General features: G+C 71.7%; 21 protein-coding genes. 5 read left to right on the top strand and 16 right to left on the bottom strand.

Annotation, left to right across the window (positions count from 1 at the left end; all coding sequences use genetic code 11):
* Positions 1-9: 9 nt before the first annotated feature.
* The 10 genes from ACFYNP_RS30180 to ACFYNP_RS30135 form a co-directional block, all read right to left on the bottom strand.
* Positions 10-489, bottom strand: coding sequence for a hypothetical protein (locus ACFYNP_RS30180; protein WP_388411044.1), 480 nt, complete (start codon positions 487-489; stop codon positions 10-12).
* A gap of 167 nt (positions 490-656) precedes the next feature.
* On the bottom strand, positions 657-1,580 hold the full coding sequence (locus tag ACFYNP_RS30175; protein WP_388789886.1) for a S1 family peptidase: 924 nt from the start codon (positions 1,578-1,580) through the stop codon (positions 657-659).
* A gap of 194 nt (positions 1,581-1,774) precedes the next feature.
* Positions 1,775-2,572: a DUF1684 domain-containing protein gene (locus tag ACFYNP_RS30170; protein ID WP_388789883.1), complete on the bottom strand. Its 798-nt coding sequence runs from the start codon at positions 2,570-2,572 to the stop codon at positions 1,775-1,777.
* Positions 2,573-2,576: 4 nt separating this feature from the next.
* A complete protein-coding gene (locus tag ACFYNP_RS30165) occupies positions 2,577-3,935 on the bottom strand; it encodes an NtaA/DmoA family FMN-dependent monooxygenase (RefSeq protein ID WP_388789880.1) in 1,359 nt (452 codons plus the stop codon).
* On the bottom strand, positions 3,922-4,944 hold the full coding sequence (locus ACFYNP_RS30160) for an LLM class flavin-dependent oxidoreductase (protein ID WP_388789877.1): 1,023 nt from the start codon (positions 4,942-4,944) through the stop codon (positions 3,922-3,924). The genes ACFYNP_RS30165 and ACFYNP_RS30160 overlap by 14 nt, the downstream gene beginning before the upstream one ends.
* Positions 4,945-5,006: 62 nt before the next feature.
* The gene (locus ACFYNP_RS30155) at positions 5,007-5,981 is read right to left on the bottom strand and encodes an ABC transporter substrate-binding protein (RefSeq protein WP_388790045.1); all 975 of its coding nucleotides are present in this window, start codon (positions 5,979-5,981) and stop codon (positions 5,007-5,009) included.
* 26 nt (positions 5,982-6,007) lie between these two features.
* Entirely contained in the window at positions 6,008-6,760 is a 753-nt protein-coding gene (locus ACFYNP_RS30150) for an amino acid ABC transporter ATP-binding protein (protein ID WP_388790042.1), read from the bottom strand.
* An 8-nt stretch (positions 6,761-6,768) separates the two neighbouring features.
* On the bottom strand, positions 6,769-7,653 hold the full coding sequence (locus ACFYNP_RS30145; RefSeq protein ID WP_388789874.1) for an amino acid ABC transporter permease: 885 nt from the start codon (positions 7,651-7,653) through the stop codon (positions 6,769-6,771).
* 39 nt (positions 7,654-7,692) lie between these two features.
* On the bottom strand, positions 7,693-9,465 hold the full coding sequence (locus ACFYNP_RS30140; RefSeq protein ID WP_388789872.1) for an FAD/NAD(P)-binding protein: 1,773 nt from the start codon (positions 9,463-9,465) through the stop codon (positions 7,693-7,695).
* The gene (locus ACFYNP_RS30135; RefSeq protein WP_388789869.1) at positions 9,462-10,316 is read right to left on the bottom strand and encodes an amino acid ABC transporter permease; all 855 of its coding nucleotides are present in this window, start codon (positions 10,314-10,316) and stop codon (positions 9,462-9,464) included. The genes ACFYNP_RS30140 and ACFYNP_RS30135 overlap by 4 nt, the downstream gene beginning before the upstream one ends.
* 514 nt (positions 10,317-10,830) lie before the next feature.
* Here ACFYNP_RS30135 and ACFYNP_RS30130 point away from each other — a divergent pair.
* Both ACFYNP_RS30130 and ACFYNP_RS30125 read left to right on the top strand, forming a co-directional pair.
* A complete protein-coding gene (locus tag ACFYNP_RS30130; RefSeq protein WP_388411025.1) occupies positions 10,831-11,796 on the top strand; it encodes an ABC transporter substrate-binding protein in 966 nt (321 codons plus the stop codon).
* A 449-nt stretch (positions 11,797-12,245) separates the two neighbouring features.
* Positions 12,246-12,683: a cell division protein SepF gene (locus ACFYNP_RS30125; protein WP_161249792.1), complete on the top strand. Its 438-nt coding sequence runs from the start codon at positions 12,246-12,248 to the stop codon at positions 12,681-12,683.
* A 143-nt stretch (positions 12,684-12,826) separates the two neighbouring features.
* On the opposite strand, the gene ACFYNP_RS30120 is transcribed toward ACFYNP_RS30125, so the two are convergent.
* Together ACFYNP_RS30120 and ACFYNP_RS30115 are read right to left on the bottom strand one after the other, a co-directional pair.
* Positions 12,827-14,020: an acyl-CoA dehydrogenase family protein gene (locus ACFYNP_RS30120; RefSeq protein WP_388789866.1), complete on the bottom strand. Its 1,194-nt coding sequence runs from the start codon at positions 14,018-14,020 to the stop codon at positions 12,827-12,829.
* Positions 14,021-14,093: 73 nt separating this feature from the next.
* Positions 14,094-15,773: an MFS transporter gene (locus tag ACFYNP_RS30115; RefSeq protein ID WP_388789864.1), complete on the bottom strand. Its 1,680-nt coding sequence runs from the start codon at positions 15,771-15,773 to the stop codon at positions 14,094-14,096.
* A gap of 501 nt (positions 15,774-16,274) precedes the next feature.
* On the opposite strand from ACFYNP_RS30115, the gene ACFYNP_RS30110 reads away from it, so the two are divergent.
* Positions 16,275-17,276, top strand: coding sequence for a phosphatase PAP2 family protein (locus ACFYNP_RS30110; RefSeq protein ID WP_388411017.1), 1,002 nt, complete (start codon positions 16,275-16,277; stop codon positions 17,274-17,276).
* Positions 17,277-17,497: 221 nt separating this feature from the next.
* Here ACFYNP_RS30110 and ACFYNP_RS30105 read toward each other — a convergent pair whose 3' ends face one another.
* Positions 17,498-17,713 (bottom strand): I78 family peptidase inhibitor, encoded by a 216-nt coding sequence (locus tag ACFYNP_RS30105; RefSeq protein ID WP_388411016.1) that lies wholly within the window; start codon positions 17,711-17,713, stop codon positions 17,498-17,500.
* Positions 17,714-18,171: 458 nt separating this feature from the next.
* Here ACFYNP_RS30105 and ctaD point away from each other — a divergent pair, with 458 nt between their 5' ends.
* Positions 18,172-19,890, top strand: coding sequence for a cytochrome c oxidase subunit I (gene ctaD, locus ACFYNP_RS30100; RefSeq protein ID WP_388411013.1), 1,719 nt, complete (start codon positions 18,172-18,174; stop codon positions 19,888-19,890).
* Positions 19,891-19,938: 48 nt separating this feature from the next.
* On the opposite strand, the gene ACFYNP_RS30095 is transcribed toward ctaD, so the two are convergent.
* The 3 genes from ACFYNP_RS30095 to ACFYNP_RS30085 form a co-directional block, all read right to left on the bottom strand.
* Positions 19,939-20,772 carry a transferase gene (locus ACFYNP_RS30095; RefSeq protein WP_388789861.1) on the bottom strand — a complete coding sequence of 278 codons (834 nt, stop codon included), beginning with the start codon at positions 20,770-20,772 and terminating at the stop codon, positions 19,939-19,941.
* Positions 20,769-22,049, bottom strand: a complete 1,281-nt coding sequence (locus ACFYNP_RS30090; protein ID WP_388789858.1) for a glycosyltransferase family 4 protein — start codon at positions 22,047-22,049, stop codon at positions 20,769-20,771. The genes ACFYNP_RS30095 and ACFYNP_RS30090 overlap by 4 nt, the downstream gene beginning before the upstream one ends.
* Positions 22,050-22,329: 280 nt before the next feature.
* Complete coding sequence (locus ACFYNP_RS30085; protein ID WP_388411007.1) at positions 22,330-23,004, bottom strand: transglycosylase family protein; 675 nt, start codon at positions 23,002-23,004, stop codon at positions 22,330-22,332.
* Positions 23,005-23,507: 503 nt separating this feature from the next.
* Here ACFYNP_RS30085 and ACFYNP_RS30080 point away from each other — a divergent pair.
* The gene (locus ACFYNP_RS30080; RefSeq protein WP_388411005.1) at positions 23,508-24,287 is read left to right on the top strand and encodes a hypothetical protein; all 780 of its coding nucleotides are present in this window, start codon (positions 23,508-23,510) and stop codon (positions 24,285-24,287) included.
* Positions 24,288-24,385: the final 98 nt, after the last annotated feature.

Raw genomic sequence — 24,385 nt, 5'->3', positions numbered from 1 at the left:
TGCCGCCGCCTACGACCGCCGGACGCCGTCCCGCCAGATGACGGTGACGGGGCGGCCGAGGCCGCGGGCGTACTGCACGATGTCCCCGGTGCCGCCGAGGCCCCGGGCCGGCAGGCCGTCCCAGACGGCGACGAGCCGGTCGCAGTTGTCCGCGATGTAGGCGCCGGCCGCGTAGTACGCCTCGTCCGTGGCGTGCGGATAGCCGAGGTCGACCTCCTGGCTCGCACGGCGCTTCAGGCCCCGGTAGCGGGCCAGTTCGGCGGCGTCGGCGAAGCCCGTCTCGTAGTCGCCGCTGGGGATGACCACGGTGAGGGCGGCGCCGCACTCCAGGGCGATGGCGGCGAAGAGCTGATCGGCGCCGGTGGCCAGGCTGGAGAGGGCTTCGAGGGAGCCGTCGTGGCCGCACAGCAGCACCCGCAGGCGGTCGCGGATCTCCTCGAAGGCTTCGGGCGGGATGTCCCGGTGACCGGTCACTCCGATGCGCTTCAATGCGTCTCACCCCGTGTGTCCGGCGCGGGTCATCGGTGGACCCGTATTCCGTCCTGCCCTTGCACATCCTCCCAAAACCACGCATCACGTTCAGCCGGAAGCCCCCGTCCGACTGTTTCCGGGCGGGGGCTCGGGGCCGCGGGCGGCCGCATGGGGCTGATGGATCGTCAGAACAACGTCACACCATAGGCGTTCATCGCCTCGACGACGGGCTGGAAGAACGTCGTGCCGCCGGAGGTGCAGTTCCCGCTGCCGCCCGAGGTGAGACCGAGGGCGGTGGAACCGGCGTACAGGGGGCCGCCGGAGTCGCCGGGCTCGGCGCACACGGTGGTCTTGATGAGGCCGGAGACGATGTCGCCGCTGCCGTAGTTGACCGTCTGGTTGAGCGCGGTGACCTTGCCGCTGTGGACGCCGGTGGTCGAGCCGCGCCGGGTGACCGTCTGGCCGACCGTGGGATTGGCGGCGCTGGTGATCTGCTGGCTGCCCACCGCGCTCGGGTGCGCGAGCGAGGTGTTGGTGTACTGCACGAGACCGTAGTCGTTGCCCGGGAAGCTGGTGCCGACGGTGGGGCCGATGCTCGTCGAGTGCGAGGAGTTGGTGTAGTAGTTCGGCTTGCCCTCCGTGCAGTGACCGGCCGTCAGGAAGTAGTAGGTGGAGCCCTTCTTGACGTTGAAACCGAGGGAGCAGCGCCAGCTGGTGGTGTAGATGGCGTCGCCGCCGGAGAGCAGCTTGGTGAACTTGCCGGGGGTGCGCTCGATGCGTATCGCGTCCGCGTTGGCTCCGGCCTCGTGCCGGATCTTCGCGAGGTCGGCGGCCGTGACCGTCGAGTCGGCGGTGACGACGACCCTGCCGGTCGCGCTGTCCACGCTCCAGGCGGTTCCGGCCACGTCCGCGCCGCGTACGGCGTCGCTCGCGGCGGTCAGCGCGGCGGCGCCGAAGGTCTGGACGGGGGCGGCGCTGGCGTGCGGAACGGCGATGGCCGCGGCACCGAGCAGACCGGCGGCGACCGCGGCCAGCCTGGCACGTCTCACGAGACCGGAGGGGGCTGTGGGGGTGGTGCGGGCTGTGGGGGTGGTGCGCTTGATCCTCACTTCTTTTCCTCCCGAGGGGAATCGAGGGGCCCATGGGTGGGGGGACCCCGTGAGGCGCAGCCGAGGAGCACGGCCGTACGACGGGTCGTGCGGCCGTGCTCCTGACAAGCGCTGCGGAGGAGTATTCGGGGGCCCGGCCGGGGCGCGCAAGGGGGCCTTTTGGCCGGACGCCCGCGAGGGAGCGCGCGCCGGGGTCAGTTGGTGCGGATGGTGCGCTCCCCCACCGGGATGTCGATGGGGAGGGTGTTGCCCGGGGGCGGGAAGGGGCAGATGAAGTGGTCCGCGAAGGCGCAGGGCGGCAGTTGGGCGCGGTTGAAGTCGACGGTCACCGAGTGGTCGGCGGCGGGCGCCTCGGGGCGCAGGAAGCGGAACCGGAAGGTGGAATTGCCGCTGGTGCCGTCGGCGAACACGGCCCACAGCGAACCGTCGGCCTCCACCGCGACCTGAAGGGTGTGCTCCTGGCCGCCGAGCGTGAAGGCGATCTCCCCGGCGAGTTCGAGACCGCGCTCGACCCCGTCCGCGTTGGGCACCCTCACCTGTCGGCTTTCGTACGGGCGGAAGGTGCCGGGCAGGCGGAACCGCTCCTCGTACGCGGCCGCTTCGATGCCCGCGAAGGCCCGGCGGGCCGGGGACTCGGGGTCCCACACCCGGACCGCCCACAGACCCTCGCGGCGCAGCACCACGAGCCGGCGGCCGCGCTGGGAGAGCCGGGAGCCGTCCACCGGACCGGAGTCGGCACCGAGCCGGATCTCGCCCGCCAACGGGCTTCCGTCCAGCGCCAGTTGGTGTCCGGCGGTGGCGGTCACGACCACCTCGTCACCGTCCTCGCGCCACTGCCCCAGCTCCTCGGGCACCCCGTCCGCGAGCCAGTGGGTGGCGGTCAGGGCGAGCGGGCCGTACGGCGCGGAGACCGTCGCGACGCGGTGCTCGTGCCACTGCTTCCAGTCGAGCGCGTGGTCGGACTCCGGGCCGTTGTGTGCTTGCGTGCTCATGCGATCAACCTTTCCATACCGGGTGACGCAGCCCGAGGTGCGAGCGCAGCGTCGTTCCGGTGTATTCCGTGCGGTACACCCCGCGTTCCTGGAGCAGCGGCACCACGTGGTCGACGAAGTCGTCCAGGCCGCCGGGGGTGAGGTGGGGGACGAGGACGAAGCCGTCGGCGGCGTCGCTCTGCACGAACCTGTCGAGCTCGGCGGCGACGGCGTCGGGGGTACCGATGAAGGACTGACGGCCGGTGTGCTCGATGACCGTCTGCCGGATGGAGAGCCCCTTGGCCTCGGACAGGGCACGCCACTTGGCCGCGGTCTCCTGGGCGTTGGTGATGTCGACCCGGCCCTGGACGGGCGCGGAGTCCGGGGCGGGGTCGATGTCCGGCAGCGGCCCGTCGGGGTCGTAGGCGGACAGGTCGCGGCCCCAGAGCCGTTCGAGGGCGACGATCGCGTTCTGCGGAGAGACCTGCCGCTGGCGGATCTCGGCCGCCTTCTCCTGCGCCTCGGCCGCCGTGTCGCCGAGCACGACGGTGACCCCGGGCATGATCTTGAGGTCGTCGGGCTCCCTGCCGTGGCGGGCGAGGCGGCCCTTGACGTCCGCGTAGAAGGCGCGGCCCGCCTCCAGGGTGCCGTGCCGGGTGAGGACGACGTCGGCGGACGAGGCCGCGAACTCGCGGTCCTCGCCGGAGTCTCCGGCCTGGATGACGACCGGGTGTCCCTGCGGGGAGCGCGGCACCCCGAACCTGCCCTCGACGGTGAAGTGCCGCCCGTGGTGGACGACGGGCCCCGGTGTCCCGCCCTCCGGCCAGGAGTCCCACAACTCCCGTGCCGTGGTGAGGAATTCGGCGGCGCGGCTGATGGGGGTCCCCCCTGGTCGAGCGGCGTCGGAACCTTGGGGGAGGCCGGCGCGGTCGAGGCAGCCGCCGCGGCGGAAGTTCTCGCCGGTGAAGGCGTCGGGCGAGGTGACGACGTTCCAGGCGGCCCGGCCGCCGCTGAGGTGGTCGAGCGAGGCGAAGCGGCGGGCGGTCTCGTACGGCTCGTTGAAGGTCGCGTTCACCGTGGCCGCTAGCCCCAGCCAGTCGGTGACGGCGGCCAGGGCGTTGAGCAGGGTGATCGACTCGGGGCGGCCGACCACGTCCAGGTCGTGGACACGGCCCTTGTGTTCGCGCAGCCGCAGCCCCTCGGCCAGGAGGAAGAAGTCGAACTTGCCGCGCTCGGCGGTGCGCGCGAGGTGCTCGAAGGAGGTGAAGTCGATCTGCGACCGGGAACGCGGATCGGCCCAGACGGTGGTGTTGTCGACGCCGGGGAACTGGGCGGCGAGGTGGATCTGTTTCCCGCCCGCGCTCGTGTGCCTACCCGTGGCCATGGTGGACTCCCCCGGCGGTGGCGTACTGGTTGACGGGCCGGGCCAGACCCAGGTGTTCGCGCAGGGTGGCGCCCGGATAGAAGCGCCGCAGCAGACAGCGGTGCTGGAGGACGGGCACGGTGGCCTTGACGATGAGCGCGAGGTCGCGTTCGGGGTCGGCGAGGCGCAGATGGAAGCCGTCGACGGCCCGTTCGTCGTGCCAGTCGCCGATGAGCCCGGCCAGCTCCACGGCGTCCGCGGTGGTGTGCAGGGCCACCGGGACCGAGCCGAGCACCCGCAGCCGCTCGGGGTCCCGGCCGTGTGCGCGGGCCCGGTCGAGCAGTTCCTCCCGGGCGGTGCGCGCGGCGAGCGGGTCCTGGGTGCGGAGCAGGGCGACGTCGGCGTGCCGGACGGCGGCGGCCCTCGGGTCGGCGGCGGTCGCGTCGATGACGGTGACGGGGTGGCCCTGGGGCGGCCGGGGCACGACGGCGGGGCCGCGCACCGAGAAGGCGCGGCCCTCGAAGTCGACGTGGTGCAGCTTGTCCCGGTCGATGAAGCGCCCGGTGGACTCGTCGCGTATCTCGGCGTCGTCCTCCCAGGAGTCCCACAACTTGGCCGCCACATCGGCGACTTCACGCGCCTCGTGCCACACCTCGCTGCTGCGGGCGGCGGGCCGGCGGCCGAAGAGGCGGGCCTCGGCCTCGGTGGTGGACACCTCGGGGCTCCAGCCGGCCCGGCCCCGGCTGACCCAGTCCAGGGTGGCGACGGCGGAGGAGACGTGGAACGGCTCGGTGTGGGTGGTGTTCACGACCGGTACGAGCCCGATGCGCTGGGTGGCGGGGGCGACCCGGGCCAGCACGGAGAGCGCGTCGAGACCGGGCCGGGTGAAGGAGTCCCCGAGCGTGACGAAGTCGAGTGTGCCCTGTTCGGCGAGGCGCGCGAGGGCGGTGAAGTGCCCGGCCTCGTAGTGCCCGCCCCCGTCGAGGGAGGCGGCCAGGTGCACGGGGCTGCGGACGGGGGGTGCGGGCATGGGGGACCTTTCGTGAGGGCTACGGGTGCGCCGCCGCCCGTGGCGACGGCGCACCGGGTCGGTCAGGACGTGGGCTTGGGCAGGCCGGGCGGGTTGATCTCCGAGTGCGCGACGGCCTCGCCGGAGAGCCCCCAGCGCGCCAGCACCTTCGCGTAGGAGCCGTCCTGGATCACGTGGTCGAGGGCCGCGGCGTACGCCTCGACCAGGCCGCTGCCCTTCTTGGTCGTGGCGGCGATCTCCCCCTGGAGCCCCGCGCCGCCGCCGGAGTACGTGCCGGCGATCTCGGTCTGTCCGGCGGACGCCACGTGGTAGGCGGCCGACGGGTTGGGGCCGAGGTAGGCGTCGATGCGCCCGGACTGGAGGGCGAGGTAGTAGTCCGTCGCCGTCTGGTAGTACTTCACGTTCACCGGCTTGCGCCCGGCCTTGACGTCCTCGGCACTCCAGTCCAGGAGGATCTTCTCCTGGTTGGTGCCCGAGGACACCGCGATCGTCCTGCCCGCCACGTCCGCGGGCCCGTTGACCTTCCAGCCCGCGCCCTTCTTCGTCTCGAAGGCGAGCTGGTCCTTGCGGTAGGTGGCGAAGTCGTACTTCTCCTTGCGCTCCTCGGTCACGGTGACGTTGGAGAACACCGCGTCGAACTTGCCGCTGTCGAGGCCGACGAAGAGGTTCTCCCAGGAGACCGGCTGGAACTTCGCCTGCACGCCGAGGGTGTCCGCGACCAGCGTGGCGATGTCCAGCTCGACGCCGATGGGGGTCTTGTCGTCGGTGGCGTAGAAGCTGAGCGGTGGCACCGAGCCGGTCGCCACGCCCACGTTCAGGGCGCCCCGGGCGCGCACGGCCGCCGGGAGCTTGGCGGCGATCGCATCGACCTTCCGCTCCCTGATCCGCTTCTGGTCCGGGCCGAGGTTGATGCCGGTGCCGTGGGCGCCCTTGGGCGCGACGTCGGCGGTGGCGGAGTCCCCGGTGCCGCAGCCGGCGAGGAGGCCGGCGGTGGCGATCGCGGCGACGAGGGCGGCGAGGGTGCGGCGCGTGGACACGTACGTTCTCCTGAGGAAGAGGGACATCACAGCACCTTGGAAAGGAAGGCGCGGGTGCGCTCGTGGCGCGGGGCGTCGAGGACCTGGGCGGGCGGGCCCTGCTCGACGATCGCCCCGTCGTCCATGAAGACGACGGTGTCGGCGACCTCGCGGGCGAAGCCGATCTCGTGCGTGACCACGATCATCGTGGTGCCGGATGCGGCCAAGTCCTTGATGACGTCGAGGACTTCGCCCACCAGCTCGGGGTCGAGCGCGGAGGTCGGCTCGTCGAAGAGCAGCAGTTTGGGTTCGAGGGCGAGCGCGCGGGCGATGGCGACGCGCTGCTGCTGGCCGCCGGAGAGCTGCTTGGGGTAGGCGTCCGCCTTGTCGGACAGGCCCACCCGGGCGAGCAGCTTCTCGGCGGCGGCCACCGCGTCCTTGCGGGGCCGCTTGAGGGCGGCCACCGGCGCCTCGATGACGTTGTCCAGGACGGTGAGGTGGGGGAAGAGGTTGAAGTTCTGGAAGACGAAGCCGATCTGGGTGCGCTGCTTCAGGACCTCGCGCTCGCGCAGCTCGTACAGCTTGTCGCCGGAGCGGCGGTAGCCGACGAGCGTGCCGTCGACCGTGATCCAGCCGCTGTCCACCTTCTCCAGGTGGTTGATGGTGCGCAGCAGCGTCGACTTGCCGGAGCCGGAAGGCCCGAGGACGACGGTGACCTCACCGGCCCGTACGTCGAGGTCGACGCCCCGCAGGACTTCGAGGGAGCCGAAGCTCTTGTGCACGGACCGGACTTCGACCATGGCGCCGCTCATCGGGTGGCCCCCTTCGCGTAGTGGCGTTCGACGTAGTGCTGGAGGACGGAGAGCACGGTGGTGAGCAGCACGTACCAGACGGTGGCGACCATCAGGAGCGGTACGACCCTGCCGTTGCGGCCGTAGACGACCTGGACCTGGTAGAAGAGTTCGCCGATCGCCATGACGGAGACGATCGAGGTGCCCTTGAAGAGCGAGATGATCTCGTTGGCGGCGTTCGGCAGGATCGAGCGCATCGCCTGCGGCAGCACGATCCGGCGGATCTGCCTCAGGCGCGGGATGCCGAGGGCGGCCGCCGCCTCCAACTGGCCGCTGTCGACGGCGAGTACGCCGCCGCGCACGATCTCGGCCGCGTACGCCGCCTGGTGCAGGGCGAGCCCGAGGACGGCCGCGCTCATCGCGCCCACGAGCCCCACCGTGTCGAAGGTGAAGAAGCCCGGCCCGAAGGGCACGCCGAACGTCAACTCCTTGTACAGATAGGCGAGGTTGAACCAGAACAGGAGCTGCACGATCAGCGGGATCGAGCGGAACACCCAGATGTAGCCGAAGGCGACCGCGCGCAGGAACGGGCTGCCCGACAGGCGCATGAAGGCGAGGACGACACCGAGGGCGAAGCCGAGCGCCGTGCCGTAGAACGTCAGTTGAAGGGTGATCCAGACGGCCTTGAGGATGGTCTCGGTGGTGAAGAAGCGGGCGAAGACGTCCCACTCCCAGGCCGGGTTGGTGAGCAGTCCGTGCCCGAACTGGGCGACGAGCACCGCGGTGACGGCGACGGCGACCCAGCGCCAGGGCCGGCGCACGGGCACCACGGTGAGCGAGGCGTAGTCGGGCCGCACGGCTGGTGCGGCCGGGGCGAGGGGTGGATCGCTGGTGAGAGACATACGGGTCCTTCGGAACGCGGGGCGGCGGGGAGACGGCGGTCAGGCGCTGACGGGGCGACACGCGAGATCGCGCAGGAAGCTCAGCGCGGCGCGGGCCGTGGCGTCGTTCTGCCGGAACGCGGCGCCTCCGGTACGGGGCCGGGTGAACGCCCCCGCGGCCCGGGCGACGGTGAAGGGGCCCAGCGCGAAGCGGCGCGGATGGGGCTGTCCGTCGCGTCCCACGACCCGGCCGTCGGCGGGGTCGACCTGGAGCAGGCCGGTTTCGGCGGCGGCCGCCCCCTCCTCGTACAGCGCGCGCAGCAGGGGGCTGCCGGGGCGCTCCGCCGTGGGTTCGGGAAGGCGGGCCTCGATGAGGGTCGCCGCCTCGATCCACTGCCCGGGCACGCTGGCGCTGCCCGCCCGGAAGACGCCGGCCGCCTCGTCCGCCTCGACGGTGACACCCGCGCCGAGGAACCGCACCACGCCCGCCTCGGACAGCGCGAGCAGCTGCCGCAGCCGGGGCCCGGGCGGCCCGGAGGCGAGGAAGCTGAAGAAGCTGTGCCACCAGCCGCCGACGTCGCCGATCCGCTGGAGCTGCCCGTAGACCGAGAGCAGTCCGAGGAACACCGCCAAGTCGACGCTGTGCGCGTGGTCATGACGTCGTGTCAGATCGTCCTGGATGTACGTCCGCAGCCCGTCCTGGAGGCTCGCGTACGACTCGAAGCGCAGCCCGTCCAGGGGGTGGTCCAGGGCTTCGAGGTCCAGCCGGTCGGCGGGGTCGGGGACGGAGGCCGCGACCAGGGCGGGGAGCTCGGGGCTGCCGGGGTGGGCCGCGGCGTACTTCTCCTCGAACTCGGACCAGCCGACTGCGGTGCGCTCGGGGTGGGCGTGGAAGAGGCGGTGGTAGTGGGCGAAGCCCAGTTCCTTGTCGATCAGGGGCCAGATGTCGCGGCGGAAGTCGGGCCGGTGCGGGCGGCTCAGCAGGGCGTCGACCTCGGCGGGGCCGAAGAAGCGCGGCAGCGGCGGCCGTTCGCCGGTCCAGGTGTAGCCGATCTTGGAGTGGTAGGGCACTCCGCGTCGGGACCCGACGTAGAGGACGGGTTCACGGCCCGAGGGGCGGTAGCTGCCGTCCGCGGCGTAGCGGCCGCCGCGCCCTTCGGTGAGCAGCGCCATGAGGTCGACGAAGGCGAGACCGAAGCCCCGCACGATGACCGTCTCGCCGGGGCGCACGGCCGACAGGTCGCTGTCGGCGGTGAAGGCCGGCGGCAGGTGCAGCAGACCGTGCCGCTCGGCGAAGTCCGCCAACTGGCGCTGTTCTGCGTCGAGTTCGGCGTCCAGGTGCCCGAGGGCGAGGACGACCAGGTCGGCGACGAGCGGCTCGGTGCGGCCTTCGAGCCACACCTGCTGCCGGCCCGTGCGCGGGCCGCCGACCCGGGTGGCGCGGGTGCGGTGCTCGTGCACGGTGACGTTCGGCGGCAGTGCGGCCACGGCACCCTCGTACACCCAGCGCAGGTACGCGCCCTGGTCCCGGCGGCTGGGGAAGGTCCGGGCGTCCAGGCCGGACCACTCGGCGAGGGTGGGGCCGGGGCGGACCGGGCCCTCCTGCTGGACGGTGTCGTCGGTGAACATGGTGACGTCCTCGGCCATGGAGTTCATCCACAGCAGCGACGACTGGTCGGCCCGCCAGATCCGCCCGGCGCCCGCGGGATGCGGGTCCACCAGATGGACGTCCAGGGGCTCGTCCCCGTACAGCAGGGGCAGGCTGGCGGCGAGCCGCTCCAGGAACCCGGTGCCGCGGGGTCCCGCTCCGACCACGACGAGGGAGGCGTTCACCGGGCGTCCGCCGAGCCGCGCGCGTAGTAGCGCTCGACGTAGTACTGGACCACCGAGAGGAGCGAGGTCACCACGACGTACCAGAGCGTGGCGACGAGCAGCAGCGGGACCACCTGGTAGGTGCGGTGGTAGATCAACTGGGTCGAGTACAGAAGGTCGTTGACGGCGATGATGGAGACGATCGAGGTGCCCTTGAGGGTGCCGATCAGCATGTTCCCGGCGGGCGGCACGATGGAGCGCATGGCCTGCGGCAGCACGATCCGGCGCAGCCTGCGCAGCCGGCTCAGGCCGAGCGACTGGGCGGCCTCCAGCTGTCCGCGCGGCACCGAGAGGATGCCGCCGCGCACCACTTCGGCGGCGTAGGCGGCCTCGTGCAGGGTGAGCCCGACGACGGCGACGGTGACCGGGCCCATCAGATCGACGGTCCGCACCCCGAGGATGCGCGGGTACAGCGCCCCGATGTTGAACCAGAAGAGCAGCTGCACCAGGATCGGCGTCGACCGGAACAGCCAGACGTACCCCCAACTCACCGCCCGCAGAACGGGGTTGGCGGAGAGCCGCATGACCGCGAGGAGCGTGCCGAGCGCGAAGCCGAGGGCCATGACGACGGCGGTGAGCCACACGGTGAGCCAGAGGCCCCGCAGGACGGCGGTGGTGGCGAAGTAGTCGGCGACCACGCCCCACTGGAAGGCGTCGTTGCGCACGACGGAGTTGAGCGCGAGGCCGAGCAGCACCAGGACCACAACTGCCGTGATCCGCTGGCCGGTTCGGCGTGCGGGGACGATGCGCGGGGCTTCGGGGACGGCGTCGGCCGACGCCGCGGACGGGCGTTCGGGGAGGGTGAGGGACATGCGAAGGCTCCGTGGATGCGGGGATCGAACACGGGAAATGCCTTCACGGACACAGGGCGCGGGTGGTGCGGAACCGAGCCCCTCAGCACGGTTTCCGGTCCCGAGGCTATGCGGTGCATGCTGGAGGTTGTCAAGCTTGTCCATACTCTGAGCGTTGCGTCTCAGGGCAGTTGACGCGGAAACGGATGCCTGTTCCACTTGGGCCATGCATCCGCAGCAGTGGCTGGTCACGCGCTCCCACATCGACTTCGGTCGAGTGTGGTCCTCTTCCTGTTGAGCTGACTCCCTGCGCGGTCTCCCCCGCGTCCCGCGCGCCCAGCGCGCCCCGCGTCCTTCGTGCGCCTTCGCGCCGTTCTCCGCACGCCTTCACATCTTCGCTCACACGCGCACCCCTCCCCTCCCCTCGCACTGTCACGCACCGCGACGCACCCGTCGCGCTGCCGCCGTTCTCCCTCGGCACCCGCCCCGCACCTGGCCGTTCGGCCTGCCCGAAAACCCTGGAGCACACCCCGTCATGAGCCGGTCCCGAAGCCTGAGCAGATCGCGCAACCTCGCCGCGTTCGCCCTGATCACCGCCGCGGCCCTCGGTCTGACCGCCTGCGGGTCCGGGGACCCGGGCGCCGCGGACGCGGCGGGCGCCGCGCCGGCCGCCGGGCAGAAGGGGAGGATCCCCACCACCGATGTGGTGTCGGCCGTGCGGAAGGACGAGGCCGCGGCGGCGCTGCTGCCCGCGGACGTCCGCGCCTCGGGCACCCTCACCATCGCCACCAGCGTGGGCACCCCGCCGGGGGCGGCCTATCTGCCGGACGGGAAGACGGTCGTCGGCCAGGACATCGACTTCGCGGACGCCGCCGCCAAGGTGCTCGGCCTGAAGCTGAAGCGCGAGGTGGCCGCGTTCGAGGTGATCCTGCCCGCGCTCGACAGCGGCAAGTACGACCTGGGCACCGGCAACTTCGGCGTCACCGACGCCCGTCGCAAGACCATCGACTTCGTGACGTACATCAACGACGGCCAGGGCTTCGCCGTCCGCAAGGACAGCAAGCTGACCGCGGTCACCGACCTCACGCAGCTCTGCGGACTGAACGTGGCCAGCGCGGCGGGCACCACGTTCGAGGCGACCCTGGAACAGAACAAGGCCAAGTGCGAGGCCGCGGGCAAGAAGCCGTACGCGGTGCAGAGCTACAGCGACACGGGCGCCCTGTGGATCTCGCTCCAGCAGGGCCGCAGCGATGTCGTCATGTCGACCATCAACGGGCTGCGGTACGCCGTCGGGCAGCAGGAGGGTCTGAAGTTCCTCAACGAGTACCACCGCCTCGACGTGGGCTTCGCCTTCAAGAAGGGGACCCCGCTGGCGCCGGCCTTCCAGGCCGCGGTGAACCGGCTCAAGAAGGACGGCACGTACGACAGGATCCTGGCGAAGTGGGGCACCGCGGGCTCGGGCATCGAGCAGTCCCAGATCTCCCCGCCCGAGCACAAGTAGCGTTTCGCGGGGACGGATTGGGGGTGCCTTTCGGCCGCTCGCGCGGCCGGCCGGGGCACCCTCGCCCGTTTCCGGACCCGCGCTCACGGGTCTGAGGCCCCGTCAGGACCGCGGCGGGCAGGCCGCTCTGGGGACCAGGGGGCCCGCCGGGAGCCCGACCGACCCCTCGTTCTTCAGTACGGCAGGCACCGTATCGAGCCATCCGTTCACCCGTACGACCCCTGTGTCACTCATGTGGAGGGACATACATAATTTTGTTACTCCGGGCTTCACGTACCGGGCGTATCCCAGAGGATTCCTGACGAATCGCCACATGATCTGTGCCAGTACCGTCACGAATCACCTGCGCGGCGACTATCCACTTGGCGCGGTATCCGCATCATGGACGACCATAGGGATAGGGAACTGAAGAAGCAGCAAGAAGCTGACCGCAGTGAGAGGAGGCGTCCATGGGATCGGTGCGCAAGGCCAGTGCCTGGCTGGGGCTTGTCGAGGACAACGACGACCGCTACTACGACGACGAGTACACCGAGGGTGCCGCCGAGTCCGGCGAGGCCTGGGTGACCGACCCGCGGGTGCGGGTGGCCTCCGAGTCGGCCGAGGAGCAGGGCCGCCGGATCGCCACCGTCACTCCGGACGGCTTCCGGGACGCGCGGGGCATCGGTGAGCTGTTCCGCGAGGGCGTCCCGGTGATCGTGAACCTCACGTCCATGGATGCCGGCGACGCCAAGCGCGTGGTCGACTTCGCGGCCGGGCTCACCTTCGGGCTGCGGGGCTCCATCGAGCGCGTGGCGACGAGAGTCTTCCTGCTGACCCCGGCCGACACCCAGATCGTCAGCGGCGAGGCCGCGGGCCGCCAGACCGGTGGCTTCTTCAACCAGAGCTGACGCCCGGTGCGTTCGGGTGGGGGGTCCGGGGGCCGTCCCCCGGGGAATGCGGCACCCAGAGCCGAACCCCCGGCGCGTTCCGGCCGGGGCCCGGGGGACCTTGTCCCCCGGGGAGGGCGGGCGAGCGCCGGGCCCGGGTGTTCCTAGCGGAACGCGTCGAGTCCGGTGAGCGCCTTGCCGAGCACCAGCTGGTGCATCTCCACGGTGCCCTCGTAGGTGAGCACCGATTCGAGGTTGGTGGCGTGCCGCATCACCGGGTATTCGAGCGAGATCCCGTTCGCGCCGAGGATCGTGCGTGAGGTGCGGCAGATCTCGATCGCCTCGCGCACGTTGTTGAGCTTGCCGAAGCTGACCTGCTCCGGCCGCAGCCGCCCCGCATCCATGCGGCGCCCCAGGTGGTGGGCGAGCAGGATCCCCTTGTGCAGTTCGAGGGCCATGTCGGCGAGCTTGGCCTGGGTGAGCTGGAAGCCGCCGATGGGCCTGCCGAACTGCTCGCGGGTCTTGGCGTAGTCGACCGCCGCCTCGAAGGAGGCCCGGGCCGCGCCCATCGCGCCCCACACGATTCCGTACCGCGCGTGCGAGAGGCAGCTGAGCGGGCCCTTGAGCCCGGTGACCTCCGGGAGCACGGCGTCGGCGGGCAGCCGCACCTCGTCCAGGACCAATTCGCTGGTGACGCTGGCCCGCAGCGACCACTTGTGCTTGATCTCGGGGGCCGAGAAGCCGGGGGTGTCGGTCGGCACGGCGAAGCCGCGGATGCCGTCGTCGGTCTGGGCCCACACCACGGCGACGCCCGCCACCGAACCGTTGGTGATCCACATCTTGCGGCCGTTCAGGACCCAGTCGGTGCCGTCCTTCTTGGCGTAGGTGCGCATGCCGGCCGGGTCGGAGCCGTGGTCGGGCTCGGTGAGGCCGAAGCAGCCGATGATCTCGCCGGCCGCCATGCCCGGCAGCCAGCGCCGCTTCTGCTCCTCGGAGCCGAACCGCCAGATCGCGTACATGGCGAGCGAGCCCTGCACGGAGACGAGCGAGCGGATTCCGGAGTCCGCGGCCTCCAGCTCCAGACAGGCGAGCCCGTACTGGACGGCGCTGGCGCCCGCGCAGCCGTAGCCGGTGAGGGACATGCCGAGCGCACCGATCGAGCCGAGTTCGCGGGCCAGTTCACGGATGCCGGGCAGTTCGCCGTTCTCGTACCACTCGGCGATGTGGGGCAGCACCCGGTCGGCGGCCCAGGAGCGCACGGTGTCGCGGACCGCGAGGTCCTCGGGGCCCAGCAGGTCGTCGATGCCGATCGGGTCGGCCGGGTCGAAGGGGGGCAGCTTGGAGGAAGGAGCGGACATGGGGGCGCCTCCGCGGCTCTCGCTCAACTAAAACTAGCAGTGTTAGTTATTACCTGAGCGCTGACGTTACGGGTCAGTGTCCCGTGCGTCCAGACTCCACGGTCGCCACATCGCCCGGCCGGGCCGGGGCGGGCACCTTCACGGCGTGCTGCCGGCCCTGGCGCGCCCGCTCCTCGCGGACGGGCTCCGGCTCGGCGTCCCGGTCCTGCTCCGCGACCGAGCAGTCCATGATCCGCGGCAGCCGGAGGCCGGCCACCGCGCCGAGCAGCAGCAGCGCGGCGCTGACGAACAGCGTGACGTGCACCCCGTGCACGAAGGAGGCGCGGGCCGCGGCGCGCAGCGCCTGACCGGCCGGGCCGCCGAGGTGTCCGGCGACGTCGTAGGCCTCGCCGAGCGAATGGGAGGCGGCGGCCGAGGACGTGGCGGGGACCCCGCGCACCGAGGCGAGCCCGGGCGCGTAGGCGGCGTTCATGACGCTGCCGAGCAGCGCGATGCCCATGCCGGCGCCGAGCTGGTAGGAGGTCTCCCCGATGGCGGCCGCGCCGCCGGCCCGCTCGGGCGGGGCCTCGCTGAGCATCGACTCGTACGCGGCGAACAGGGTGGTCTGGAGTCCGAAGCCGAGCATGACGAACGAGACGAGCATCAGGGCCGGCCAGTCGGTCTGGCCCATCAGGACGAGGAGGAGCACGGCGCCGGCGGTCAGCACGAAGCCCGTACAGACCATGCGGCGCGGGCCCAGCCACCGAATGGTGTACGACCCCGTGGCGCCGGCCGCCATCGCGGCGAAGGTGAGCGGCAGCATGCGCAGACCGGTCTGGAGCGGGGAGAGGCCGAGGACGAGCTGGAGGTACTGGACCGCTATGAGCTCCAGGCCGACGAGCGCCAGCATCGCGACGATGATGCAGCCGACCGAGGTGGAGAAGGCGGGCCGGGAGAACATTCCCATGTCGATGAGGGGATGCTCGCGGCGGCGCTGCCTGCGGACGAACAGGATGAACAGGGCGGCGCCGATACAGAGGGCGGCGAGGGCGCGGCCGTCGAGGAGGCCGACTCCGGTGCCGAGGCGCTTCACGCCGAAGACCACCGCGAGTATGCCCCCGGCCGCCATCAGCGCGCCGAGCACGTCCCAGGGTCCGTCGGAGCTGCCCTTGGACTCGGGCAGGATCCAGCGGCCCAGGGGCAGCATCAGCGCCATCAGCGGGATGTTGATGAGGAAGACCGAGCCCCACCAGAAGTGCTGCACGAGGAAGCCGCCGAGCACGGGGCCGGTGGCCGCGCCGATCGCCGCGACCGCCGTCCAGATGCCGATGGCGGTGGCCCGCTCGCGCCGGTCGGGGAAGACGACGCGCAGGATGGAGAGCGTGGCGGGCATGATCATCGCGCCGCCGATGCCGAGCAGCGCGCGGGCCGCGATGAGCACCGGCGCCGACTCGGCGAGCGCGGCGACCGCGGAGGCGGCGCCGAAGATCGCGTAGCCGAGCAGCAGGACCCGGCGGCGGCCGACCCGGTCGCCGAGGGTGCCGAAGAGGATGAGGAGGGCGGCGCAGACCAGCGGGTAGGCGTCGACGATCCACAGGAGTTCCACGGGCCCCGGCCGCAGGTCCTCGGTGACCGAGGGGATCGCGACGTGCAGGACGGTGGCGTCGAGCGCCACGAAGAGCAGGCTCACGCACAGGACGACGAGGATGACCCAGCGGTTGGCGCCGCCGGCGTGGGCGCGCGGTGCCGCGCCGGTCATGGTCGTCCCTGTCATGTACGTACCTCCCAGTACTGCGGACCCAGGGGGTCCGGGACGGTGCGGTCTGGACGGACCGTGCCGTCACCACTCTCGCGGTCGGCGGGCCCGGTGGACCAGTGACCAGCCCTGATCGGGGTCCCCGAAGGCCCGGCATCGACGGGCGAGTGGTTCGTCAGCGTACGCGAGTTCGCCCCCGTGGCGCGTGGTCCACCTCTCACCGCGCAGCCGGCCCGGGTGTGGTGTGCGCCACGCCCGGGCAGGCCATGGGGTGATCTTTACGCTCCGTGCCGGTCCGGTTACCGAAGCGTGAATTCCGTTCACCCGCCCGGCCAACGGAATTACGCCGGATAGAAACACGCCTTCAGGAGGTGAGTCGAATGAATAGAGGAGAAGGACCGGGGTATTCGCGAGGGCCCGGGAATAAAGCGGGTCGTGAGACATACTCCACATCACGGCGACATCACAAAGACCGGGGATCGGCCTGGGCCGTCACTCACTCGCTGTAACGTCGATTGAGTGCGTACTGACCGAATCTTCGCCCGCCTGGACCGGGAGCCCGAGCCACCGAAGATAGAGATCCCGCGGATGAGCCGTCACCGCGTGGTCCTCTTCGGGGCGACGATGGCGTTCTACCTCGCCATCGTCGTCGCCGTGCTGGGCTCCTCCTGGCTCGTCGAGCTGGACTGGAAGGTCATGCTGTACCGGCCGTACGAGCAGTGGCCGCAGCTGCACGCCTTCCTGGACTACTTCGTGGTACTCGGCCAGCGCGGTCCCACCGCGGTGATGGTGATGGCCTGGCTGGGCTGGCGCTCCTGGCGCCAGCACACACTGCGGCCGCTCCTGACCCTCGGGGCGGCCCTTCTGCTGCTCAACATGACGGTCGGTTCGGTCAAGCTCGGCCTGGGACGCCTCGGGCCGCACTACGCCACGCAGATAGGGTCCGCCGAGCTCTTCGCCGGCGGCGACATATTCCCCTCGGGGCACACCGCCAACGCGGTCGTGACCTGGGGCATCCTCGCCTACCTCGCCACCACCCCACGCGCCAGACGCTGGCTCTCGGTCATTTCGGCCATGGTCGCCCTGGGAGTCGGGGCGACCACCGTCTACCTGGGCACCCACTGGGTGAGCGATGTGCTCCTCGGCTGGGCGGCCGGACTGCTCATCCTGCTGGCCCTGCCCTGGTTCGAGCCGCTCATCGCCCGCGCCGAGGCCTTCGTCTTCGCCGTGCGCGCGAAGGTGCGCGAGCGCCGACGCCGCAGCGCCGCCACCGCGCCGGCCCCGGTGCCCGCCCCCGCGGCGCCCGCGATGGTGCCCCAGCGCGGCCACGACGAGGACGACGTCCCGGTGCGCGAGCCGGTCGGCGCGGCCAGCGGGCGCGGTTCCGGCCGGCCCCTCCCGGCCCGGCCGTACCAGCCGGCCCGTTCGGAGCGGCCCCCGGTCGTCCCCGCGGGCACCCGGCGCCCCCCGCACACCGAGCGCTCGCCGCGCACCGCCCCGGCCCGCCCCCTGGGCGGCTGACCGGCGACGCGCGGCGGTACGCACGCGGCACGAAGGCCCCCGGCAGCTCGCCGGGGGCCTTCGTCGTGGCCGAGGGGCCTTCGCCGTGTCCGTGCGAGCCTTCGCCGTGTTCGCGCGGGCCCTCGTCGTGTCCGTGCGGGCCTCCGCCGGGCCCTGCCGGGCGGAGTTGCGGGCGGGAGGAGGGCTCGGCTCCGGGGGCCGGAGCGGCGGCCGGGGATACCTCAGCCGTGCCAGCAGCGCCGCACGCTGCCGTTGTCGACCTCGAAGTTCAGCCGGCCCGCCAGATACTCCATGGTGATGATCGAGCCCGGCGGCAGCGACCTGACGGTGGACCAGCCGCGTGACCTGGCAAGGCGCTCGGCGTCCTCGGCGTCGAGACCGACATAGGACTCGGGGGCGTCGTCGGGATGGGCGGAGTGGGACGGTATGGGTGCCATGCACCCCACCGTAGGCGGGCCGCGGCACGGACGGAAGCGGGGGGCCGGGCGGCCCGCGAGGCCCGGACGAAGCCGCTGGTTGTCCGCCCCCAGTACCCCACCAGTCACACTTCTGTCACAGGATCGGGGGTCGAGTTCCCCTCGAACTCCGTCACTCGTACGGGCAGTTCCTGACCCCTTGCCCAGTTATCGCACACCACGGTTCCAGCCACTCGAACGCATTTAGTGAATTGATTCCATTCGCCTGACGGACCCTGGATCAATTCTCATGCGGCGGCGCTGCGGGCGAAATTGACAAGGCGTTGGGAATTCACCACACCCTTACGCGATCCCTACTTCCGGCCTCCGTGTCCGTACCGGCATGGGGCTCGGCCGGATGACGTACGCCCTCTGTTGCGGCGGCCCGGAGCGCGAGCATCATGTGCCCTGGCCTGACGCCAGACACCTCTGGGGGTGCGATGGGAACGGAGACGGTGACCCCGGCGGCGAAACCCGCACGGGACGGCCGGCCGGGTGCGGTGATCGTCGACTGGCTGACCACCACGGACCACAAGAAGATCGGGCACCTCTACCTGATCACCTCGTTCGTCTTCTTCCTGATCGCCGGTCTGATGGCGCTCCTGATGCGCGCCGAACTGGCCCGCCCCGGGCTCCAGCTGATGAGCAACGAGGAGTACAACCAGCTCTTCACGATGCACGGCACGATCATGCTGCTGCTCTTCGCGACGCCCACGTTCGCCGGGTTCGCCAACGCGATCATGCCGTTGCAGATCGGCTCCCCCGACGTGGCCTTCCCGCGCCTGAACATGCTCGCGTACTGGCTGTTCCTGTTCGGCGGTCTCATCGTGCTCGGCTCGGTGCTGCTGCCGACGGGGCCCGCGAGCTTCGGCTGGTTCGCCTACGCGCCGCTCAACTCGCTGACCCGCTCCCCCGGCGCGGGCGCCGACCTCTGGATCATGGGCCTGGCGCTCTCCGGCTTCGGCACCATCCTGGGCGCGGTGAACTTCGTGACCACCATCATCGGGATGCGCGCGCCCGGCATGACGATGTTCCGGATGCCGGTCTTCACCTGGAACGTCCTGTTCACCTCGGTCCTGGTGCTCATCGCGTTCCCGGTGCTCGCGGCGGCGCTGCTGGTCCTGGAGGCGGACCGCAGGTTGGGTTCGGTGGTCTTCGAGGCCCAGTACGGAGGCGCGCTGCTGTGGCAGCACCTCTTCTGGTTCTTCGGCCATCCCGAGGTCTACATCATCGCGCTGCCGTTCTTCGGCATCATCACGGAGATCATCCCGGTCTTCTCGCGCAAGCCGGTCTTCGGCTACACGACCCTGATCGGAGCGACGGCGGCCATCACCGGGCTCTCCGTCGTGGTGTGGGCGCACCACATGTTCGCGACCGGGGCGGTGCTGCTGCCGTTCTTCTCGTTCATGTCGTTCCTGATCGCGGTGCCCACCGGAGTGAAGTTCTTCAACTGGACCGGCACGATGCTGAGGGGCTCACTGAGCTTCGAGACCCCGATGCTGTGGGCGATCGGATTCCTGGTGAGCTTCCTGTTCGGCGGCCTCACCGGCGTGATCCTGGCCTCGCCGCCGCTGGACTTCCACGTCACGGACTCGTACTTCGTGGTGGCCCACTTCCACTACGTGGTGTTCGGCACGGTGGTCTTCGCGACCTTCGGCGGCTTCTACTTCTGGTGGCCGAAACTGACCGGCCGGATGCTCGACGAGCGGCTCGGCAAGATGCATTTCTGGACGCTCTTCATCGGCTTCCACACCACGTTCCTGGTCCAGCACTGGCTGGGCGCGGAGGGCATGCCGCGGCGGTACGCGGACTATCTGGCGGCGGACGGCTTCACGGCGCTCAACACGATCTCGTCGATCGGCGCCTTCCTGCTCGGCCTGTCCACGCTGCCGTTCTTCTACAACGTCTGGAAGACGGCGAAGTACGGCAGGAAGGTGGAGGTCGACGACCCGTGGGGGTTCGGCCGCTCGCTGGAGTGGGCGACCTCCTGCCCGCCGCCCCGGCACAACTTCGTGACCATCCCGCGCATCCGCACCGAGTCCCCGGCGTTCGACCTGCACCACCCCGAGTTCGCGCCGTTCCGCGACGACCTTGAGCAGGCGGCCGAGCCGGCGGCCGTGCCGGGACCGGAGGGGCCGAGGGTCCGGCCGGAGCCCTAGCCGGCGCGGACCCACCCGGGCCGACCGAGCGAGCCCCCGGGGGCACGGTCAGGTCCGGACCGCGTCGACCCGCACGCTCAGGTCGTTCGCCCCGGTGTAGTACGGGCGCACCACGGCGGAGCCGGCCTTCGTCCCCGGGTACACGAAGATCGCCTGCTTCAGCGGGACGTCGTCGAGGATGCGGGCGAGCCGGACGGCGGGGCCGTCCGGGCCGGGCAGCAGCCACAGGTCCCAGAGCCACTCCTTGGCGTCGAGCCCCTCGGCGAGCGGCGCGTACGGCAGCGTGAAGGTGAATCCCCCGCTCTCGCCCTCGGCGCTCGCCGCGACCCGGTGGACGCGGCCGCTGCCGCCCCGCAGGCGTGCCTCGACGGCCGCGTCGGGGCCGAGTTCCGTGCCGTACAGACGGCCCTGGACGGTGACCGAGGCCCCGTCGAAGCCGATGGTGCCGGTCTCGGCGTGCGGCCTGCGCAGCCAGCTGCGGACCACGAGCGCGCCGGAGGCCGCCGGGTAGGGGATGCGGACCGCGATCCGCTCCGCGTCCGGCCCCGGCGCCCGGTCGACCAGCGCGCGCAGGTCCCGTACGCCCGGCTCCAGGCGCTGCTCGGCGCCCTCGCCGGAGCAGAGCCAGGCGTCCCAGACGCCCTCCGCGAGGTCGACCGTGCTGGGCAGCACCGCCCGCAGGAGTCCCGCGGCGGCCGGGGTGAGCGGCAGCCGCACATCGGCGCCGGGGTTGGCGCCGTGGCGGCGCAGGACGAGCGTGGCGTCCGTCTCCGCGGTCGCGATGACGTCGAAGGTCACCCCGCCCGCGGAGTCGGCTATGCAGTCGACGCGCGGCGCGGCGGGAGCGCTGCCGGTGTCCGGTGACGCGGCTGTGGTGGTCATGCGGTCTGCCCTTTCCGGAGCACGGAGGCGGCCTTGTGGCGCAGGGCGTAGGCCCCGTCGAGGGCCGTGCTGCGGGCCCGGTGGAGACCGTCGCGCAGCGCCCCTGCGGAGCGGCTGCCGGCGCCGCGGGCGCGCAGTTCGCCGAAGATCGCCTCGTGCCGTTCGGCGATCGAGGCCGGGTCGAAGCGCCGGGAGCTGTCCAGGGCCGCCTTGGCCATGCGCAGGCGCAGCGCGTCGTCCTGGATCAGTTCGAGCAGGCCCGCGGCCACCGCGTCGACATTGCCCGTCTCGACGAGCCGGCCGTCCACTCCGTCGTCGATGATCTCGCGCGGTCCCTGGGGGCAGTCGGTCGAGACGACCGGGAGGCCACAGCGCATGGCCTCGACGATGGTCATGCCGAAGGACTCGTGGCTGGAGGTGACGGCCGCGAGGGATCCCTTGATCCACTCGCCGTCGAGGTCACCGGCCACACCCATGAGGAACACATGGTTGTAGAGGCCGAGATCGTCGATGAGGTTGCGCAGGGCGCCGCGCTCGTTGCCGAAGGCGTCGCCGGCGCCGTGGATCCGCAGCCGCCAGTCCGGCCGGACGGCGACCACCTGCGCGAAGGCCCGCACCAGGAGGTCGTACCGCTTGACCGGGGTGAGCCGTCCGGCCGCCACCACCAGCTTGCTCTCGCCGGTGGCGGGCTCCACGCGGGGCGCGGGCACCGAGTTGGGCACCGCGTCCAGGCGGACGCCGCGCAGGCGCAGGGCCCGGTAGGCGTCGGCGTCGGCCCGGGTCACCGTGGTGATCGCGTCGAGCTGCGGATAGGAGTGGGCTATCTCGCTGCGCAGCCGGTAGCTGTGCCCGGTCAGGGTCAGGTGTTCCTGGCCGACGCGGACCACGCCGGGGCGGGTCTCGCGCGCGATGTGGACGTTCAGGCCGGGCCGGGTGCCGATGACGATGTCGGCCTCGACCGCCACGAGGTGGGCGCCGATCCGGGCGTCGGTGAGGCGGCTGTACTGGCTGTGGCGGCCGTCGCCGCGCGGGAAGACCTTGGCCGGCCGCTGGTGATCGGGGTGGTCGCCCTCGTATCCGGGGCTGTTCTTGCGGAGGTCGACGAGGTGCCTGAGCCGGACGCCCTCGGGGGCGGGCAGCGTGGGCTCGTCGTGGTGGCGGAAGACGGAGACGATCTCGACGTCGTGCCGCCGGGCGAGCTCGCCCGCGAGGTTGAAGGTCGACCGTATGGTGCCACCCAGGCTGTACGCGTTGTGCAGCAGGAACGAGATGTGCATGGGCCAGGCATCCCTTGGTCGTGCGATCGGTCAGCCGATCGTGGTCTTGATCATTTGACCATCCGGACGGGTGAAGACCGAAATCCTTCGGACAGATACGGACTGTACTTGGCGTGTCCGTCATCCGTACTCCAGGAGCGGATCGCCTGTACTCCAGGGGCGGATCGCCCCTGCTCCAGGAGCGGGCCACCACTGGTCCGCCCGGGGAGGAACGGGGGCGCGCGGCGGTGCGGGGCGGCGACGGGGCCCCGGCCGGGCGGCCGGACGGGGCCCCGGCCCGTCAGATCCGCAGCTGCTGGCCGGGCAGGATGAGATCCGGGTCGGCTCCGATGACGGCCCGGTTGGCCGCGTACAGCGCCTCCCATCCCACGCCGTGGGCCGCGGCGATGGCGGACAGGGTGTCCCCGCCCCGGACCGTGTAGGAGCCGGCGGAGGCGCGCTCGGCGCGCAACGGCGCGACGGACCGCTGCTCGGCCTTCGCCCGCTGCTGCGGCGCCGGCGCCTTGTACGGCTTCGGCGCCACCTGGCGGGGGCGCTCGGCCTGCTTCTTCGGGCGGGCCGGTGCTCCCGCCCCGGGGGCGCTGCCGGACGCGCCCGCCCGGCGCGAGCAGACCGGCCAGGCCCCCCAGCCCTGCGCGTCCTTGACCTTGGTGGCCACGGCGATCTGCTCGGCCCGGCTGGCCCGGTCGGCGGTGGCGGCGTAGGCCCCGCCGCCGTGCGCCCGCCAGGTCCCGGCGTCGAACTGGAGCCCGCCGTAGTAGCCGTTCCCGGTGTTGATGTGCCAGTTTCCGCCGCTCTCGCACTGCGCGATGCGGTCCCACACACCCGCGTCCGCCGCGGCGGCCGGGCCGGTGGTGACGCCGGCCAGGGCGACCGGGGCCGCGATCGCGGCTCCGATCAACGCTGCCGTGCCACGCCTGCGTGAGGAGCTGGAACCACTGGTACCAACGGACATGAAATCCCTCTCGAAGGACCCGGGGTCCCCCTGGGCGGTCCGGCTCTCGGCGCGTCCGGCACCTCGATCCGTGCTGCCCCGCCCGCCGGAAGGTCGTGCTGGCTGTGCGGCCGGCGGGCGTTCCCGGGCGGTGCTCGATGCACACGGCGCTGGAATCTAGGGACTTGCGGGCTCCGGCATCAACCAACGGCCCGTCCGGCAAGGCCAGTTGCCCGTTACCGGCAGTAGCGGCGCTTTCCGGTCACCCACTGAATCACTCGATTTCAGGATTTGTCGACCTGTCGGTGAAGTGATCTGTGAGTCAGCTCACCGCCCCAACTTCCGTGTCCCCCGCATCCGTTGACAGGGAGTGAGGGGTTCCGGGGGCGAATTCACCCTCCGCTGGCGGCGGTTCGATTCCGTCCGGCGTCGCGCGTGACTCCGGCCACAGATCACCCGTTGTCGTTTGTACGAGAGAAGCCGGGAACCGCCCGGCGCATCCACTCAGTTCCTAGGAGCCACCCGTGCCGCGCATGCTCGACGTCAGTGAGGACGTCCGCGCCGAGATCGGCGACGAAGAAGCCGAGCGGCTGCTCGCCGGCGAGAACGCCCCGGGCAGCTACGACTGCACCTCCTGCCGCACGCCGGGCGACTCCGAGCAGGAGCGCACCAGCACCGTCCTGTTCGTCGGCGAGGAAACGGCCGTGCTCGCCTTCGCCCACGCCAGCTGCATCCCCTCCCAGGTCGTCCAGGTCGCCGAGGAGCAGCTCCAGGGCGCCGTACGTTCCATCACCGGCGAGGACCCGGCGGTGGTCGGCGGTTCGCCCGAGCAGGCCGTGCTCGGCATCACCAGCGGCCTGGTCCTGATCGAGGGCGATCTGCATCCGGCGCTCGTCGTCGAGCCGACCGGTCCGATCGCCCGGGCCGGCTCGGGCGGCAGCACCGATGAATTCCTGCCGCTCCTCATCGAGCAGGGCTTCGCCCCGGTGACCGACATGGGCCGGCTGCCCGCCGTGCTGCCGGGCTGGTCCGTGCTGCTCGCCATGGGCCAGCTGCACGCCGTCCTTCAGCCCGGGACCGGCGGCGGCAGCGGCTCGGTGTCGTGGTGGCAGGCCCACCAGCCGCTCCAGGTGACGGAGGGCTGGCGCGCCGCCGCCAACAAGTCCCAGCGCGTCCTGGTCTTCGCGGCCCCGGTCGGCATGATCGGCCAGCAGCCGCGCGAGGACCTGCTCAGGGACGCGCTGGAGAAGGCTGCCGCCAACGGCCGGCTGGTGGCCGCGGCCATGCCGCTGGCCGGCACCTGACGGTTCCCGCGCGCCCGTCCCGGCAGGTCCGGGGCGGGCGCGGAAGGGGCGTGGGGCGCCGGGCGGCGCGCTACCGATAAGCCGGAACACCCCGCATC

The sequence above is a fragment of the Streptomyces sp. NPDC006691 genome, from assembly GCF_042869955.1.
GTDB lineage: Bacteria > Actinomycetota > Actinomycetes > Streptomycetales > Streptomycetaceae > Streptomyces.
Note: the sequence above shows the minus strand (reverse complement) of the source record. Positions and strands in the feature narration are given on the sequence as shown.

What these genes read in the sequence shown, in the direction of transcription:
- ACFYNP_RS30150 (WP_388790042.1), bottom strand. Translation starts at nt 6,760, where the DNA reads ATGGTCGAAGTCCGGTCCGTGCACAAGAGCTTCGGCTCCCTCGAAGTC.
- ACFYNP_RS30145 (WP_388789874.1), bottom strand. Translation starts at nt 7,653, where the DNA reads ATGTCTCTCACCAGCGATCCACCCCTCGCCCCGGCCGCACCAGCCGTG.
- ACFYNP_RS30095 (WP_388789861.1), bottom strand. Translation starts at nt 20,772, where the DNA reads ATGACCACCACAGCCGCGTCACCGGACACCGGCAGCGCTCCCGCCGCG.
- ACFYNP_RS30085 (WP_388411007.1), bottom strand. Translation starts at nt 23,004, where the DNA reads ATGTCCGTTGGTACCAGTGGTTCCAGCTCCTCACGCAGGCGTGGCACG.
- ACFYNP_RS30165 (WP_388789880.1), bottom strand. Translation starts at nt 3,935, where the DNA reads ATGGCCACGGGTAGGCACACGAGCGCGGGCGGGAAACAGATCCACCTC.
- ACFYNP_RS30115 (WP_388789864.1), bottom strand. Translation starts at nt 15,773, where the DNA reads ATGACAGGGACGACCATGACCGGCGCGGCACCGCGCGCCCACGCCGGC.
- ACFYNP_RS30130 (WP_388411025.1), top strand. Translation starts at nt 10,831, where the DNA reads ATGAGCCGGTCCCGAAGCCTGAGCAGATCGCGCAACCTCGCCGCGTTC.
- ACFYNP_RS30105 (WP_388411016.1), bottom strand. Translation starts at nt 17,713, where the DNA reads ATGGCACCCATACCGTCCCACTCCGCCCATCCCGACGACGCCCCCGAG.
- ACFYNP_RS30170 (WP_388789883.1), bottom strand. Translation starts at nt 2,572, where the DNA reads ATGAGCACGCAAGCACACAACGGCCCGGAGTCCGACCACGCGCTCGAC.
- ctaD (WP_388411013.1), top strand. Translation starts at nt 18,172, where the DNA reads ATGGGAACGGAGACGGTGACCCCGGCGGCGAAACCCGCACGGGACGGC.
- ACFYNP_RS30160 (WP_388789877.1), bottom strand. Translation starts at nt 4,944, where the DNA reads ATGCCCGCACCCCCCGTCCGCAGCCCCGTGCACCTGGCCGCCTCCCTC.
- ACFYNP_RS30125 (WP_161249792.1), top strand. Translation starts at nt 12,246, where the DNA reads ATGGGATCGGTGCGCAAGGCCAGTGCCTGGCTGGGGCTTGTCGAGGAC.
- ACFYNP_RS30090 (WP_388789858.1), bottom strand. Translation starts at nt 22,049, where the DNA reads ATGCACATCTCGTTCCTGCTGCACAACGCGTACAGCCTGGGTGGCACC.
- ACFYNP_RS30120 (WP_388789866.1), bottom strand. Translation starts at nt 14,020, where the DNA reads ATGTCCGCTCCTTCCTCCAAGCTGCCCCCCTTCGACCCGGCCGACCCG.
- ACFYNP_RS30135 (WP_388789869.1), bottom strand. Translation starts at nt 10,316, where the DNA reads ATGTCCCTCACCCTCCCCGAACGCCCGTCCGCGGCGTCGGCCGACGCC.